At 38.7% G+C, this 15,348-nt stretch carries 15 protein-coding genes and 1 tRNA gene; 9 read left to right on the top strand and 7 right to left on the bottom strand.

What is annotated here, in order from left to right; genetic code table 11:
- The first annotated feature begins 17 nt into the window (after positions 1 to 17).
- The 6 genes from R3X28_RS11870 to R3X28_RS11845 all read left to right on the top strand — a co-directional run bounded on the left by R3X28_RS11870 (position 18) and on the right by R3X28_RS11845 (position 6,951).
- On the top strand, positions 18 to 878 hold the full coding sequence (locus R3X28_RS11870; RefSeq protein WP_317664508.1) for a peptidyl-prolyl cis-trans isomerase: 861 nt from the start codon (positions 18 to 20) through the stop codon (positions 876 to 878).
- Complete coding sequence (locus R3X28_RS11865) at positions 829 to 2,313, top strand: peptidylprolyl isomerase (RefSeq protein ID WP_317664506.1); 1,485 nt, start codon at positions 829 to 831, stop codon at positions 2,311 to 2,313. Before R3X28_RS11870 ends, R3X28_RS11865 begins: the two co-directional genes overlap by 50 nt.
- Positions 2,314 to 2,318: 5 nt before the next feature.
- On the top strand, positions 2,319 to 3,272 hold the full coding sequence (locus tag R3X28_RS11860) for an AAA family ATPase (RefSeq protein ID WP_154366331.1): 954 nt from the start codon (positions 2,319 to 2,321) through the stop codon (positions 3,270 to 3,272).
- Positions 3,273 to 3,446: 174 nt separating this feature from the next.
- Positions 3,447 to 5,714 (top strand): aconitate hydratase, encoded by a 2,268-nt coding sequence (locus tag R3X28_RS11855; protein ID WP_317664504.1) that lies wholly within the window; start codon positions 3,447 to 3,449, stop codon positions 5,712 to 5,714.
- A 111-nt stretch (positions 5,715 to 5,825) separates the two neighbouring features.
- A complete protein-coding gene (locus R3X28_RS11850; protein WP_317664502.1) occupies positions 5,826 to 6,383 on the top strand; it encodes a TlpA disulfide reductase family protein in 558 nt (185 codons plus the stop codon).
- A 7-nt stretch (positions 6,384 to 6,390) separates the two neighbouring features.
- Positions 6,391 to 6,951 (top strand): TlpA disulfide reductase family protein, encoded by a 561-nt coding sequence (locus R3X28_RS11845; protein ID WP_317664500.1) that lies wholly within the window; start codon positions 6,391 to 6,393, stop codon positions 6,949 to 6,951.
- A 1-nt stretch (position 6,952) separates the two neighbouring features.
- Here R3X28_RS11845 and R3X28_RS11840 read toward each other — a convergent pair whose 3' ends face one another.
- The 7 genes from R3X28_RS11840 to R3X28_RS11810 all read right to left on the bottom strand — a co-directional run bounded on the left by R3X28_RS11840 (position 6,953) and on the right by R3X28_RS11810 (position 12,625).
- Positions 6,953 to 7,405, bottom strand: coding sequence for a sterol desaturase family protein (locus R3X28_RS11840; RefSeq protein WP_154366339.1), 453 nt, complete (start codon positions 7,403 to 7,405; stop codon positions 6,953 to 6,955).
- Between the two features lies 1 nt (position 7,406).
- Positions 7,407 to 8,246: a phytoene/squalene synthase family protein gene (locus tag R3X28_RS11835; protein WP_154366341.1), complete on the bottom strand. Its 840-nt coding sequence runs from the start codon at positions 8,244 to 8,246 to the stop codon at positions 7,407 to 7,409.
- A gap of 8 nt (positions 8,247 to 8,254) precedes the next feature.
- The gene (locus R3X28_RS11830) at positions 8,255 to 9,712 is read right to left on the bottom strand and encodes a phytoene desaturase family protein (protein ID WP_317664497.1); all 1,458 of its coding nucleotides are present in this window, start codon (positions 9,710 to 9,712) and stop codon (positions 8,255 to 8,257) included.
- A gap of 23 nt (positions 9,713 to 9,735) precedes the next feature.
- Positions 9,736 to 10,638 carry a MerR family transcriptional regulator gene (locus R3X28_RS11825; protein WP_317664495.1) on the bottom strand — a complete coding sequence of 301 codons (903 nt, stop codon included), beginning with the start codon at positions 10,636 to 10,638 and terminating at the stop codon, positions 9,736 to 9,738.
- A 339-nt stretch (positions 10,639 to 10,977) separates the two neighbouring features.
- Positions 10,978 to 11,061, bottom strand: a tRNA-Leu gene (locus R3X28_RS11820).
- Between the two features lie 357 nt (positions 11,062 to 11,418).
- The gene (locus R3X28_RS11815; RefSeq protein ID WP_317664493.1) at positions 11,419 to 12,363 is read right to left on the bottom strand and encodes a L,D-transpeptidase; all 945 of its coding nucleotides are present in this window, start codon (positions 12,361 to 12,363) and stop codon (positions 11,419 to 11,421) included.
- A 25-nt stretch (positions 12,364 to 12,388) separates the two neighbouring features.
- Positions 12,389 to 12,625, bottom strand: a complete 237-nt coding sequence (locus R3X28_RS11810; RefSeq protein ID WP_154366349.1) for a hypothetical protein — start codon at positions 12,623 to 12,625, stop codon at positions 12,389 to 12,391.
- A gap of 170 nt (positions 12,626 to 12,795) precedes the next feature.
- On the opposite strand from R3X28_RS11810, the gene R3X28_RS11805 reads away from it, so the two are divergent.
- The 3 genes from R3X28_RS11805 to R3X28_RS11795 are packed head-to-tail and all read left to right on the top strand — an operon-like array spanning position 12,796 to position 15,347.
- Complete coding sequence (locus R3X28_RS11805; RefSeq protein ID WP_154366351.1) at positions 12,796 to 13,578, top strand: MlaE family ABC transporter permease; 783 nt, start codon at positions 12,796 to 12,798, stop codon at positions 13,576 to 13,578.
- A 34-nt stretch (positions 13,579 to 13,612) separates the two neighbouring features.
- Positions 13,613 to 14,362, top strand: a complete 750-nt coding sequence (locus R3X28_RS11800; protein ID WP_282054243.1) for an ABC transporter ATP-binding protein — start codon at positions 13,613 to 13,615, stop codon at positions 14,360 to 14,362.
- Positions 14,363 to 14,366: 4 nt separating this feature from the next.
- Positions 14,367 to 15,347, top strand: coding sequence for an MlaD family protein (locus R3X28_RS11795; protein WP_317664488.1), 981 nt, complete (start codon positions 14,367 to 14,369; stop codon positions 15,345 to 15,347).
- Position 15,348: the final 1 nt, after the last annotated feature.

Here is a 15,348-nt window from a genome sequence, read left to right as displayed (position 1 = left end):
ATTTCAAAATTACTCGATTGGTCAAATTTTCATGGGTGCTTTTGGCCATTTTTATTGTGTCATGTAACTCTTTGTTCAAAGAAGGTCACGATGAAGAGCCAATTGCCAGAGTAGGGGAATTGTATTTGTACAAAGATGATATAGCTCCGCTTTTGACCGCCAATATGAGTAAGGCCGATAGCACTTCTTTTGTAACTGATTATATCAATAATTGGGCATCTAAGCAATTGTTGCTTTCAAAGGCAAAGATCAACCTGTCCGAAGAGAAACTTGCCGAATTCGATGCTTTGGTGAATACTTATAGAACGGATTTGTATACCAGGGCGTATAAAGAGGCCTTGGTTCAACAAAGCAGTGATTCAGTTGTTAGCCAGGCGCAATTAGAGGCATTCTATGAGAAAGAAAAAGAGAATTTTAAACTAAAGGAAAAATTGATCAGCCTAAGGTTTGTGCACTTGCCCCTTCAATTTATGGATAAGGAAACGGTTGTTGGTAAATTGAAGAATTTCAAGAAAGATGATATTAAGTATCTTGATTCCATAGGTGTGCAATTCAAAAAATTGAATTTCAACGATTCCATTTGGGTCAGTGCCTCCAGGGTTCGAGAAGAAATACCCCCATTGACCCTTGAAAACCAAGATAGATACTTAAAAAAATCACAATTTTTTGAATTGCAGGATTCATTAGGGGTATATTTGGCAAAGATTACGGGAGTGTTGGAAATCAATGATGTTGCTCCCTTATCCTATGTGGAACCGTCCATTCGACAAGTACTTCTCAATCGCAGGAAATTGGACTATATTCGAAAATTGGAAACAGAAATAATAGATGAAGCTATTAAAGAAAAAGAATTTGAAGTCTATGTACAAGACAACTAAGATCACCCTTTTATTATTCGTATTGTTCATATCGGGAAATACCATAGCACAGGTTACCGATGAAATCCCCGATACGCAAATAGAGCCGCCACTTCCAGAATTACAGGCAGATAAGGGCGTTGTAAAAGATTCAATCTCCAAATTCAAAAAGGTTAAATTAGATGGTATTGCAGCTGTTGTGGGGGATTATGTGATTTTGGAATCGGATATCGAAAAAACCTTGATCGATCTTAAGAATCAAGGAGCCATGTCAGAGGATATCACCCGTTGCGGTTTGTTGGGTAAATTAATGGAAGATCGTTTATATGCCCACCAAGCGGTCCAGGATAGTTTGTTGGTTTCAGACGATGAAGTAAGTTTAACCACTGAAAGACAGATCCAATCCTTTGTGGCACAAATGGGTTCTATGGAGAAGTTGTTGAAATTCTATAAAAAGGAAAATGAGGCAAGTTTAAGGGAAGATATCAATAAGATCAATAAACTTCGTATGCTTTCGGAAAAAATGCAGAACAGTATCATTTCCGAAATAGAGATCACCCCTGAAGAAGTACGTCAGTTCTTCAATAAGATACCAGAAGATGAACGGCCGGTTTTCGGTGCGGAAATGGAAATCTCCCAAATAATTAAACAGCCAAAGGCAACTGAGGTAGACAAGCAAAAGGTTATTGATAAACTGAACGCCATTAAGGCAGATGTAGAGGAGAATGATGCTAAGTTCAGCGTAAAGGCCATTTTGTACTCCCAAGATCCTGGGTCTAAATCAAAAGGTGGTTTTTATAGTATTACCAAGGATACTGGTTTTGATAAAACCTTCAAAGATGTTGCATTTAGTCTTCAGGAAGGTGAAGTTTCCGAACCTTTTGAGACCATGTTCGGTTTTCACTTGATCTATATTGAAAAAATAAGGGGGCAAGAGTTGGATTTACGCCATATCTTGATTACTCCGGAAATATCCCAAGAAGCCTTGGACAGTGCTAAGAAAGAATTGGATACCATTAGAAAGCAGATAATGGATGGTAAGTACTCTTTCGCGGATGCCGCTAGAAATTTCTCCGATGAAAAAGAGACGAAATTCGATGGTGGGTTGTTACGTAATCCGATTACTTATGATTCCAGGTTTGAATTAACCAAAATGGACCCAACCCTTTATAATCAAGTCAGGAACTTAAAGGACAATGAAATTTCATATCCTATATTGGAACAGGATCCAAGAGGTGGTGGGCCCAAGTACAAAATCTTGAAGGTCACCAACAGATATGATGAACATGTCGCGGATTTTGCCAAGGATTATACAAGGATACAGCAGCTGGCATTGACGGAAAAGCAATATAATGCCATTAAAAAATGGATGGCCGAACATATAGAAGAAACCTACATTAGCGTAAATGAAGCCAATAAAGGTTGTGAATTCGCAAATAATTGGGTTAAGGAATAATTTGGATGTCAGACGTAGCCGCAATTAATAATCTTGTACAAAAACATGCAGCCCTTAAAAAGGAAATAGCAAAGATTATTATAGGTCAACAGGAAGTGATCGATTTAATACTATTGTCCGTTTATACTGGTGGGCATTCTTTATTGATCGGTGTGCCCGGGTTGGCAAAGACCTTAATGGTAAATACGATTGCCCAGACTTTGGGACTCGATTTTAAAAGAATACAGTTTACGCCCGATTTAATGCCCAGCGATATCTTGGGGAGCGAAATCCTGGATCAGAACAGGAATTTCAAATTTATAAAAGGACCTGTTTTTTCCAATATCATACTTGCAGATGAAATTAATAGGACCCCTCCGAAAACACAGGCTGCATTGTTAGAGGCCATGCAAGAAAGAGCGGTTACCATTGCAGGTCATCAACATAAATTGGAATTACCCTATTTTGTATTGGCTACCCAGAATCCTATTGAGCAGGAAGGGACTTATCCTTTGCCAGAAGCCCAATTAGATCGTTTTATGTTCGCCATTGAACTAAAATATCCATCCATAGAAGAAGAGGTAGCTGTAGTTAAGGCGACCACTTCCGATGATACGGTGGCGATAAATGCGTTATTTAACGCGGAAGAGATTCTAGAGGTCCAACATCTTATACGCCGAATACCCGTGCCTGACAATGTGGTTAATTATGCAGTTACCCTAGTGAACAAAACAAGGCCCAATCTGGATACGGCACCTGACTTCATAAAACAATACCTTGATTGGGGAGCGGGTCCAAGGGCTTCGCAGAATTTGATTTTAGGGGCAAAGGCCCATGCGGCAGTTAATGGAAAATTTTCGCCCGATATAGAGGACGTACAAGCCGTTGCCATGGGAATTCTTCGTCATAGGATCATAAAGAACTATAAGGCAGAAGCTGAAGGTATATCCGAAGAGGATATCATTAGGAAGCTTTTTTGATTTTGTTTTCTACATCGCTTATATCAATTGAATACTTTTCAATGTTTTTTTATTTAAGTTGCCATTGTTATTGGCAAATGATAAAAATCATATTAATCCTTAAATAAAAATTTTATTTGCGAGGCGGATTTTATTAATTTCGCTGAATTACTTTAATTCTAAATATTCAATATAATGGCGTTTGACATCGAGATGATCAAAAGTGTTTACTCCAAAATGGCTGAGCGGGTTGATAAGGCCCGTGAAATAGTCGGTAAACCACTTACCCTTTCTGAGAAAATTTTATACTCCCACCTTTGGGATGGTGAGCCTTCCACGGCTTTTGTTCGCGGTAAGGATTATGTAGACTTTGCCCCTGACCGTATTGCTTGCCAAGATGCGACCGCGCAGATGGCTTTATTACAGTTTATGCAAGCAGGGAAAGCCAAAGTTGCTGTGCCTACTACGGTACATTGTGATCACTTGATCCAAGCGAAGAGTGGTGCTACTGCAGATTTAAAGATTGCAAATTCAACCAGTGCAGAGGTATTTGATTTTTTAGAATCCGTTTCAAATAAATATGGAATCGGTTTTTGGAAACCGGGAGCAGGGATTATACACCAAGTAGTCTTGGAAAATTATGCCTTCCCTGGAGGAATGATGATCGGTACCGATTCACATACCGTTAATGCAGGTGGATTAGGAATGGTGGCCATTGGTGTCGGTGGTGCGGATGCTGTTGATGTAATGGCCGGTATGGCATGGGAATTGAAATTCCCAAAATTGATCGGGGTTAAATTGACAGGAAATATTTCCGGTTGGACGTCTGCCAAGGATGTCATTTTAAAAGTTGCCGGAATCCTAACGGTTAAAGGAGGAACGGGAGCAATTATCGAGTATTTTGGTGAAGGGGCGAAAAACCTATCTTGTACCGGTAAAGGTACCATCTGTAATATGGGTGCTGAAGTAGGGGCTACCACCTCAACTTTTGGTTATGATGATTCTATGGAGCGTTACCTAAGGGCAACCGATAGAAACGATGTGGCCGATGCAGCTAATGCAGTTAGGGGTTATTTGACCGCTGATGATGAGGTTTATGCAAATCCCGAACAGTATTTTGACGAGATCATAGAAATTAATCTTGATGAGTTAAGACCACATTTGAACGGACCTTTTACTCCCGATTTAGCTACGCCAGTAGGTGAATTAGGTAAAAAAGCCAGAGAGAACGATTGGCCACTTCAAGTAGATTGGGGATTGATCGGATCTTGTACCAACTCTTCTTATGAAGATTTGTCCCGTGCCGCATCAATAGCAAAACAAGCTGTTGATAAAAAAATAAAGCCTAAATCAGATTTTGGTATAAACCCAGGGTCTGAACAAATTAGATATACAGCTGAGCGTGACGGACTTCTTGAAACTTTCGAGAATCTAGGAGCGACAGTTTTCACCAATGCCTGTGGACCATGTATCGGTCAATGGGATCGTAGTGATCTTAAGGGGGAAGAGAAAAATACGATCGTCCACTCGTTTAACCGTAACTTCTCAAAAAGGGCAGATGGTAATCCAAATACCCACGCATTCGTTGGTTCACCTGAAATGGTCGCTGCCATCGCAATTTCCGGAAGATTGGATTTTGATCCCATGCACGATACTTTGATCAACGAAGATGGTGAAGAAGTTAAACTAGATGAACCAATGGGTATAGAATTGCCACCTCAAGGTTTTGCTGTTGAGGATGCAGGTTATTTAGAGCCCGATGAGGATGGTTCAGGTGTTGAGGTAAAGGTAAGTCCTACTTCAGAAAGGTTGCAATTGTTGGATCCTTTCGTGCCAATTACTCCAGAACAGTTACAAGGGATTAAATTATTGATAAAGGCATTCGGTAAATGTACTACAGACCATATTTCCATGGCCGGACCATGGTTACGTTTCCGTGGGCATTTAGACAATATCGCAAACAACACCTTGATTGGGGCCGTCAATGCCTTCAATAAGAAAACCAATTTTGTCAAAAATCAATTGACCGGGGAATACGGTGGGGTACCCGATACCCAAAGAGCTTATAAAGCCGCAGGTATTAAATCAATTGTTGTGGGTGACCATAACTATGGGGAAGGTTCCTCAAGGGAGCATGCAGCCATGCAGCCTAGACATTTGGGAGTTGCTGCTGTTTTGGTAAAATCATTTGCAAGGATCCATGAGACCAACCTTAAGAAACAAGGTATGTTGGGATTGACATTTGCCAATGAAAGTGATTATGATTTGATCCAAGAAGATGATACTTTCAACTTTGTGGATATTGCTGACTTTGCACCAGGAAAACCGTTGACCATTGAGGTGGTTCACGCAGATGGTTCAAAAGACACGATTATGGCAAACCATACGTATAATGATTCCCAGATAGGATGGTTTAAAGAAGGTTCTGCCTTGAACGTTATAAAAAGGGAGAATGCTGCCTAATCAATATACCATCAAAGGTAAATTGGTTTTATTTCGAAAAATAACTTTTTAATTGATAAAAACTCCCGATTTTAATCGGGAGTTTTTTAGTTTTGGATAAATCCCCATATAATGAAAATCAAGAGAAAAACCGTTCTTAACATCTTACTGTTTGCCATTGTCCTATCTTTCTTCGTTACTCCTTTAGGGCACTTTGGAAAGGTTTTTTTGAATCGTCTTTTTGCCTCTACACCGGACATAATCAACGAAGATAGCAGAGAGAAGATCACATCGTACAACTGGAAACTTAAAGATGCCGATTGGGATTTCTTTGATTTTGGACAATCTAAGGGAAATGTGGTTTTCATCAATTTTTGGGCATCTTGGAAACTACCCTCTGAGGCAGAATTCAATGGTATTCAGAAATTATATGATGAATATGGGGATCGTGTTGATTTTTATATCATCACCAATGAAGAAAGACAGCCCGTTGAAGAATTTATGCGGCTTAAAAATTTTACATTTCCCATTACCTACCAGATAATCGGTGAACCGGCCCCATTGGATATTTTGGAGCCGCCTGGTTCTTATATCATTGATAAAAACGGTTATATAGTTGTTAAGGAAAGTGATATAGCGGATTGGGATTCGAAAAAGGTAAGGGAATTGTTGAATGGCTTAATAAAGTAAGACTCCAATGAAGTTCAAAAAAATAAAATGGTTGAATATAATAATCATTTTAGGGATAGTCGTATTACTATTTACTCCCATTGGGCGTTATGCCCGTGGTTTTGCAGGTAGATTATTGTCTTCCGGTTCGGCAGTTGTGAAACGCGAATTGAATTTGGTTGTTGATGATTATAACTGGGAACTGACAGGTTTGGATGGTCATAGTTTTAATTTAGAAGAAGCAAAAGGTAAGGTGGTTTTTATAAATTTTTGGGCAACTTGGTGTCCGCCTTGTATTGCTGAGATGCCAAGCCTTCAAAAATTGAATGATCGTTATGGGAACAAGGTCTTTTTTTTGTTCATTGCCCAAGATGATCGTGATAAGGTTTCCGAATTTATAAAGAAAAGAGGTTACGACTTGCCTGTTTTTTATTCCAATTCCGATGCTCCCAGTTTACTTTCTTCCAAGACATTGCCCACAACATATGTTTTGGATAAAAACGGTAAAATAATTGTAGCGCAATCCGGAGCTGCCGATTGGGACAGCGAAGAAGTGCATAAAGTCCTTAATGGGTTGTTAGGGCAATAATTTATTTCTTTTTAAAATATTTAAAGGGTACGAATAACATCCCGAAACATTCCCCATGTTCTTTTCCTAAATGTTTGTGGTGCATTTTGTGCGCCCTTCGAACACCTCTTGAATACCAATTGTTCGCATTTCGGAACATTTTAAAGCGCTGGTGTATAAAAATATCATGGACCATAAAATAAGCAGCGCCATAGGCCATTATCCCAAAGCCAATAGGCCAACCATACCAGAAATCGGTATTCGCCCCTGCGTAGAAAAACGACATGCTCACTACGGCATAGAAAATGAAAAAGGCATCATTACGTTCAAACCAGGAATCATGGTCTTTTTTATGGTGGTCTTTGTGGAGACTCCACAGAAAGCCATGCATAATGTATTTATGGGTGAACCATGCCATGAACTCCATAAAACAGAAAACAGCTAAAAAAACACCTATGCCTATAATTATATTCATCTTAAACCAAATTTAGTTTAAAATTGACATAAGACTTCGCTAAAAGTCCGAATTTTTGGTAATCAGGAACCCTAATGCGCACTTGACGAATTAAGGAAGACGGAGTATTTTCCAACTTGCCCAATAATCTATTATAATATTTGTAAGCCGTATATACCCCTAATTTAGCTTCCCTAGGTAGCTGTTGGATGCCTGCATAGCTTTTTTGGAAATCTTGCTTTATTTCGTTTATGATTCTAGTTTTCGATTCTTCATCCAACTCATTTAAATTGGTGTTTGGAAAGTAAGAGCGGTGCAAGACTTCGAAATCCGCCTTTAAATCTCTTAGAAAATTCACTTTTTGAAATGCCGAGCCCAAAGACATTGCCGCATCTTTGAGTTGTTCGTACTTCTCAGTGTCCCCCTTTACAAAAACCATTAAGCACATAAGTCCGACCACGTCGGCAGAACCATAAATATAATCTTTGTATTCCCTTTCACTGTAATAGGTGTTCTTGGTTAGGTCCATTCTCATACTTTTCATGAATGATGCCACCAAATGATGTGGAATGTCATATTTATGATAAGTATGTTGAAATGAATTTAAAATTGGGTTTAAACTGATTTTGTTCGTTAGGGCAGCTTCAAGACTTTTTTCAAAATCATTTAAAAGTTCTTCACTGTTATATTCATGAAAGCTATCGACGATTTCATCTGCAAACCGTACAAAACCATAAATATTGTAGATGTCGGGGCGTATCGATGCTCCCAACATTTTTGTGGCAAGTGCAAATGAAGTACTGTAAGTCTGGGTAACGATCTTACTGCAATCATAGGATACCTTATCGAATAATGCCTTCATAATTTGCGTTATTTTTTATTTGTGATTAATTCAGAGACCAATTTACCAGAGATCAAGGATGGTGGTACACCGGGTCCTGGAACGGTCAACTGACCTGTGAAATATAAATTTTCAACCTTTTTACTTTTTAATTTTGGGCGTAAAAAAGCAGTTTGGGTCAAAGTATTTGCCATGCCATAGGCATTGCCTTTATAAGAATTGTACTTTTCAATGAAATCATTGACGCAGAACGACTCATAAAACAAGATGCCGTCATTTACCTTTTGCCCTGTCCTTGTTTCCAATCTGTCCATGATAAGGTCAAAATATTGTTTTCTCAGTTCCGGTGTATCTTCCAAACCAGGAGCAATGGGAATCAGGAAGAAACCGGTCTCAGAGTTTGGTGGAGCCATGGTCGAATCGGTTATTGAAGGAAAATTTGCATAGAACAAAGGCTCCTTTGGCCATTTTGGTTTGTCGTAAATATCGTATGTATGTTGCTCAAAATCAGTGTCGAAAAATAAATTATGATGTTCTACGTTTTTCAATTTCTTATTAAAACCCACGTAAAACAATAGAGATGAGGGGGCAAATGTTCTTTTGTCCCAATAATTTTCACTGTATTGTCTGTATTTTTTATCTAGTAATGTTTCTGAATGATGGTAATCGGCTCCGCTAAGAACAAAATCAGCATCAATATCAACTCCGTTGACCGTAATACCTATGGCTTTACCATTGTCGACGCGAATTTTTTCAACAGGATGGTTTAGATTGAAATCCACTCCTAATTCTTCTGCCAAGGAATGCATGGCTCTAATGATTTCGTACATTCCGCCTTCTGGGTGCCATGTGCCCAAACCAAAATCGGCGAAATTCATAAAACTATAGAAAGATGGGGTGTTGCTCGGTTTTGCCCCCAAGAAAAGCACCGGAAATTCTAAAGTGGATATCAACTTAGGGTTCTTGAACTTTTTTCGGACTTCCCCACTTATCGTTTTAAAAAATTGGTCTACTTTGGTAATGGTGTCCTTTGTAACTAATTCAAAGGGAGATAACCCAGGTTTCAATACGACCTTATTGATTGCGATATCATAGTTTTCTTGGGCATTGGATATGAATTTCCTTAAATGAACGGAACTCCCTTTTTCTATTCTTTCAAATTCAGTACATATTTTATCCATCGTATCCCCAATGGTTATCGTTTCGTCTTCGAAAAATATTTTATAGGCCGGACTTAATTTATGTAAGGTATAGTAGTCACTTGTTTTTTTTCCGAAATCGGAAAAGAACTTATCGAATATATCGGGCATCCAATACCAACTTGGTCCAAGATCGAAGGTGAATCCTTCCTTTGTCATTTGACTTGCCCTACCTCCTACGGATTTGTTTTTCTCGTAGATAGAAACATTATATCCCCATTTTGCCAAATAGCAAGATGCAGATAAAGAGGAGAAGCCTGAACCGATAATGACAACTTTTTTGCTCATTTATATATTAGTTTGTACTGTGGTTATTGCACCTTTTTTATCAATTCTTCTATAGAATCGAATATTTTTATGTTCGGCGCCAAGCTCTCTGTATTCAAAAGCTGTGTTTGTCTACCCATTAACCAAACTTCACAAGAGGTATCTTTTAAAATGGTATTGGACAGTTCATCAATATATTTGTATATTTTCTCCTTTGGGGGGGAAACTGTGAAGTAAGATATAAAATAAATGTTCTCAACGAAACCGAAAAGTTCTTCCAAATTGTCCAAAGGTATAGATTGTCCTAAGTATATGGTTTTGTAACCATGTAAGATCAATTCGTAATTCAGGTATAGTAACCCTATTTCATGTATTTCTCCTTCAGGAAGGTATAATACGAAAGTTTTGTTGGTTTTTACAGGTAGATTCAGTTGTAATTTTTCGATATTGACCTGTATTTTTTGTTTGATCAAACCCGTAATAAAATGCTCATGGGCAGGGTTTATGGTATCGGTTTGCCAGAGGAGGCCTAATTCGGTCAGCAAGGGGATAAAATAATTCTTGAAAATATCCCGGAATGAATGGTCTGCCAATAAATTGTTGAATGTGAGTGCGAATTGGGTTTGATCAAAATTGATCATGGCCATTTTAAATGTATTCAGCACATGGTTCTTACTGTTTTGAACGGCTACTATTTCTTGAACCTTAACAGGTATTTCGGATTCTTTCAGGTCTGCTATCTTAGAAATTTTATACCCGTTATTATACAAAAGTGTAATGTTCAATAACTTCTGTAGACTGGCAAGACTATAGGTTCTTATGTTCGTAGATGTTCTTTCAGGCGAAAGTAATTCATGTCTTTTTTCCCAGATTCGTATGGTATGGGCCTTTATTCCCGATAGGTTTTCTAAATCCCTAATGCTAAAATGTTTTTTTATATTGTTCATCTTTATAGAAAAAAGTTTAAACAAATATAAAATTTATTTAATACGAATGTTAAAAAGGAAAGTTAAATTGTTTAAATAGTGTTTTTTATAACCTTTAATATCAAGAGTAAAATGGATTGTAAAAGTTATTGGTATTATTAAAAAAGAAACTGGCAAAGTCACTTTTTATAAAAGATATAGAGTAGTTCGAACTTTTTCTTTTTCGGCTATATGGCGGTTTGGTCCTTCTTTGACATTTTTTGATTGTCCTTTGTAAAAAGTATCGAGATCCTCTGAATAAAGTATGAAAGTGAAGTATGTCAGACATAAAAAAAGCTTCCCGTAGCTTGGGAAGCTTTGTGCCCACGACTGGAGTCGAACCAGCACGTCCTTGCGAACACTACCCCCTCAAGGTAGCGTGTCTACCAATTCCACCACGTGGGCATAAAATTGGTCTGCAAATATAGGAAGGTGCAATAGAAGATAAAATTTATTGACGTTTTTATTTTATCCATCTGATGATGTAGCATTCGCCTGCGTCGACCAAAATCCCTTCATCTCGTACCTCGATTCCCGGTCTTTCGGAAATGCTACATCATCGCAGCGCTATGACAGATTGCCATCGGGATAGGATGAGAGGTCACTGGCCAATAACGCCGCTTCGGCTTTTCAACGCAACATATCAATACGCTATATGCAATCTGGTACACATGATTTTATTCCCAATATAGCCGAAAACAAAAAATGTTTTCCCTATATTTCCATAAAATAACGTGGACTTCACATAGCGCTGCGAAGAATTCAAGAATCAAGATGGTAAATGTCCTTGATCAGTAGTAGGTTAGAATCTTTACTGTCCTTTGATTTTAGGTCGTAGCGGATATGCAAAGGCGTTCCTATTGGACAATGATAGTAGATAATCCAAGCATCCCCTTCCTTAACACCGATGCAGCCGTTTGAATAGGCCTTTTCCAAGGTTTTCGGGTTTGTGGTTGGGTGTATTAATTGCCCGTTTCTTACGCCGTTTATCTCAGTTTCTATCCATGGAATTTGTGGCATTAATGTGGTCTTCCCATCATCCCTTCTGGTATATTCGAATTTTTTCCCATCCACGGGATTGTAGAAGTCCGGGTTCCTTCTAAATCCTACAATATGTCCGTAACCGGTTTTTGTCCTAAGGTCTGTAATCCGATCACCCATTTTTAAATATCTACTTCTGTTTTGGCCTATTCTGACCGGTAAAGAATGTAGCATAACCGAATCTTGATAGATCCGTAATTTAAACTCCGGTAGGTTAATGTCGATACTTGTACGGGCAAATGATGATAGAATAAGTTCAGCTTTATGGGCATCAGGGACAATTATTGTGTCGTAAGGCCGTAAAACTACCATCTTTTGTTGATCATAAACAAAAGAATCTTTTTTCTTCATGTAATAATAATCGGTATGGGAAAGAGTGTCGATAATCCATGGATTGGCCTTTACAAGCAGGTGTTCTGAAAGTGGGTAATCGGTAAGGCTGTCATAAGCCGTAACAAGGGAGTCCATAAAATTAAAATATCCGGCAATTTGAATCGTATCAGTAATCAGAATGCGTGCTACGTATTTTGGTTTTTCGAATAAGGCTATGGCCTTAAAGGTAGATTCGACCTTTTTAACGGTTCTGATTTCCAGTATTTTCGCTATTGTTATGCTAATGAGGAGTAATAACAATAAGGAAAGGGTATATGTAAGTTTTTTGGTCATTTGGTCAATGTTGTTGGGGTTCTTTTTATGGTTTCATGTTTTTATTCAAGTGTTGCGTATCATTAATCACATAAAATCCCATGTTCATGAGCTCTTTTCTTACCCTGTCAAGAACAGTATGTTGGGTGTAATCAAATGATATCAGTCCATCATTTATATCAACCTCTACATTATAAATGTTTTTAAGGGTAAGAAGTCTTTCTACGATTTCTTTGGCATTTAGTTCATGGGCCGTATGTTGAATTTCGAAAGTTGTTCTCATGGTTTCTGTATTCTGTAACGAAGTTATTTTAAGTTAAAATTTCTTGAAATGAGCTATATCATTAGTAGGCCGAAATTAATTCGACCTAAATAAAGGTATGACCGTGGTCATTTAAGAAATGTATCATTACAAGTAAATTTGATAAGTACCTTTTAAGAACATCAACTGAAATGGCCTATGTACATCATACATCCGAAAAGCTAAAACAGTTCTTTATAGAAATAGGGGAGTTGTCCTATTTTGCCATTCGGTACTTTAAGGAATTTCTGAAACCGCCGTGGGAATTCAAAGAACTGCTGCGACAATGTTATCACATGGGAAACAGGTCGCTTGTTCTGGTTGGTGTAACCGGTTTTATCATCGGTTTGGTGTTAACCTTGCAATCGAGGCCAACTTTAATGGAATTCGGTGCTGTTTCCTGGATGCCCAATATGGTGGGCATATCTATTGTTAGGGAAATAGGCCCGGTTATTACGGCCCTGATATGTGCCGGTCGAATTGCCTCTGGGATTGGGGCCGAATTAGGGTCAATGCGCGTAACAGAACAGATTGATGCCATGGAAGTCTCAGGAACCAATCCCTTTAAATATTTGGTGGTAACACGAATAACGGCGACCACCTTGATGCTACCGTTATTGGTAATTTTTGGTGATATGGTTGCCCTATATGGTTCGGCTTTGGTAGAAAACCTTAAAGGTGACGTTTCTTTTCAGCTGTATTTCAATACGGTTTTCGATGCCTTGGAATTCGGGGATTTGATACCGGCAACCGTTAAGTCTTTTTTCTTTGGATTTACGATCGGTCTAGTGGGGTGTTACAAAGGGTATTATAGTAAAAAAGGAACGGCAGGGGTCGGTGTCGCCGCAAATACGGCTGTGGTGACCGCATCATTGTTGCTTTTCGTAGTGGATTTTATAGCAGTTTTCGTATCGGATATTTTTTATGATTTATGACATGGATGAACAACATAACATTGCTAAGCAAAAAATGTCAAAGGATAAGCCCGAAGCAGTAATAGAGATTCGTGATCTATGCAAGAGCTTTGGCGATAACCATGTCCTGAACGGGTTTTCAATGACGCTTTTTAAGGGAGAAAACCTAGTGGTCATGGGAAAATCGGGGTCGGGAAAATCAGTGATGATCAAATGTTTGGTGGGGTTAATGTTGGCCGATAGCGGATTTCTTGCGGTTATGGGCAAGGAAATAAAAACTTTGGACCGAAAAACATTGGATGCCCTACGCTCGGATATCGGTTTTTTATTTCAAGGTAGTGCATTGTATGATTCCATGACCGTTCGGGAAAATTTGGAATTTCCGCTACGTAGGCATAAAGAAAAGTTGGGCAACATAAAAGATACCCTGCCATTGGTGCATGAGGCTCTGGAAAATGTGGGGTTGGCGCATACTATGGATCTTATGCCATCTGAACTATCAGGAGGAATGAAAAGGCGAGTGGCTTTGGCAAGGACATTGATCTTAAAACCAAAGATCATTTTGTATGATGAGCCAACCAGTGGGTTGGATCCCATAACCTCAAAAGAGATCATTCAACTGATGCGAAATATTCAGAAAATGTACGGCACTTCCTCATTGATCATTACACACGATGTGGATTGTGCTAGGGTAATATCGGAACGTATGGTGCTTTTGGTCGACGGGGTTAATTATGCGGAAGGTACTTTTGATGAATTATCAAAATCGACCGACCCAAAAGTAGAAGCGTTCTTTAAAAAGTAAAGTCATGGCAAAAACAACGTTGGAAAATTTAAGATTGGGAATTTTTGTGGTAATAGGCACGGCCTTACTGGTTGTTGCTGCCTACTTGATCGGAAACCGACAAAATATGTTCGGTAAAACCTTTACGATCAGTGCTGTTTTCAATAATGCAAACGGACTCCAAATAGGGAATAATGTTCGTTTTTCAGGTATCCAAGTTGGTACGGTAAAGGATATTGAAATGTTGAACGATACGACCATACAGGTTTATATGGTCATTGATAAAAAGGTGCAGCGACATATTAAAAAAGATGCCGTGGCCACTATCGGTTCCGATGGGTTAGTGGGTAGTATGATCCTTAATATCCTACCGGGAGATGGCATAGATTCAATGGTTGTAGAAGGGGATGAGCTGGAATCTTACAGTCGAATCGCCACCCAAGACATGTTGAGCACACTGAATACCACTAATGAAAATGCAGCTATTTTAACATCCAATTTGGTACATGTGACCCAAGCGTTGACCAAAGGGAAAGGCACCATGGGGCTATTATTGAACGATACACTTTTGGCGACCGATTTAACACGAACTATTGCCCACTTAAAAAATGCCAGTCTAAATGCCGATCAAACCATACGAAAACTGAACGTTCTAATGGATCAGATCGATATGGAACATAGTGTGGCCGGTTTACTTTTGACCGATTCGATCAATGGGGACAAAGTTCAAAACTCACTTACCAATTTGGAACAGTCCAGTGAAGAGATGGCCAAAATGATCAAGAATTTGAACCTGGTCGTTGATGATGTAAAAGATGGGCAAGGTACGGTGCATTATCTGGCCAATGATACAGTTCTGGTGAATACTTTGGATAATACTATCAAGAATATAGAAGAAGGGTCCATAAAATTCAATGAGAATATGGAAGCTTTGAAACATAATTTCCTTACCAGAAGGTATTTTAAGAAGTTAGAGAGAAAAGAACAAGAAATTAAAAAAGACTAAA

Source organism: Maribacter sp. TH_r10, from assembly GCF_033101095.1.
In the GTDB taxonomy this organism is placed as follows: domain Bacteria; phylum Bacteroidota; class Bacteroidia; order Flavobacteriales; family Flavobacteriaceae; genus Maribacter_A; species Maribacter_A luteus.
Note: the sequence above shows the minus strand (reverse complement) of the source record. Positions and strands in the feature narration are given on the sequence as shown.

What these genes read in the sequence shown, in the direction of transcription:
- R3X28_RS11810 (WP_154366349.1), bottom strand. Translation starts at nt 12,625, where the DNA reads ATGAGAACAACTTTCGAAATTCAACATACGGCCCATGAACTAAATGCC.
- R3X28_RS11865 (WP_317664506.1), top strand. Translation starts at nt 829, where the DNA reads ATGAAGCTATTAAAGAAAAAGAATTTGAAGTCTATGTACAAGACAACT.
- R3X28_RS11805 (WP_154366351.1), top strand. Translation starts at nt 12,796, where the DNA reads ATGGCCTATGTACATCATACATCCGAAAAGCTAAAACAGTTCTTTATA.
- R3X28_RS11800 (WP_282054243.1), top strand. Translation starts at nt 13,613, where the DNA reads ATGTCAAAGGATAAGCCCGAAGCAGTAATAGAGATTCGTGATCTATGC.
- R3X28_RS11840 (WP_154366339.1), bottom strand. Translation starts at nt 7,405, where the DNA reads ATGAATATAATTATAGGCATAGGTGTTTTTTTAGCTGTTTTCTGTTTT.
- R3X28_RS11845 (WP_317664500.1), top strand. Translation starts at nt 6,391, where the DNA reads ATGAAGTTCAAAAAAATAAAATGGTTGAATATAATAATCATTTTAGGG.
- R3X28_RS11850 (WP_317664502.1), top strand. Translation starts at nt 5,826, where the DNA reads ATGAAAATCAAGAGAAAAACCGTTCTTAACATCTTACTGTTTGCCATT.
- R3X28_RS11855 (WP_317664504.1), top strand. Translation starts at nt 3,447, where the DNA reads ATGGCGTTTGACATCGAGATGATCAAAAGTGTTTACTCCAAAATGGCT.
- R3X28_RS11815 (WP_317664493.1), bottom strand. Translation starts at nt 12,363, where the DNA reads ATGACCAAAAAACTTACATATACCCTTTCCTTATTGTTATTACTCCTC.
- R3X28_RS11795 (WP_317664488.1), top strand. Translation starts at nt 14,367, where the DNA reads ATGGCAAAAACAACGTTGGAAAATTTAAGATTGGGAATTTTTGTGGTA.
- R3X28_RS11825 (WP_317664495.1), bottom strand. Translation starts at nt 10,638, where the DNA reads ATGAACAATATAAAAAAACATTTTAGCATTAGGGATTTAGAAAACCTA.
- R3X28_RS11830 (WP_317664497.1), bottom strand. Translation starts at nt 9,712, where the DNA reads ATGAGCAAAAAAGTTGTCATTATCGGTTCAGGCTTCTCCTCTTTATCT.
- R3X28_RS11835 (WP_154366341.1), bottom strand. Translation starts at nt 8,246, where the DNA reads ATGAAGGCATTATTCGATAAGGTATCCTATGATTGCAGTAAGATCGTT.
- R3X28_RS11860 (WP_154366331.1), top strand. Translation starts at nt 2,319, where the DNA reads ATGTCAGACGTAGCCGCAATTAATAATCTTGTACAAAAACATGCAGCC.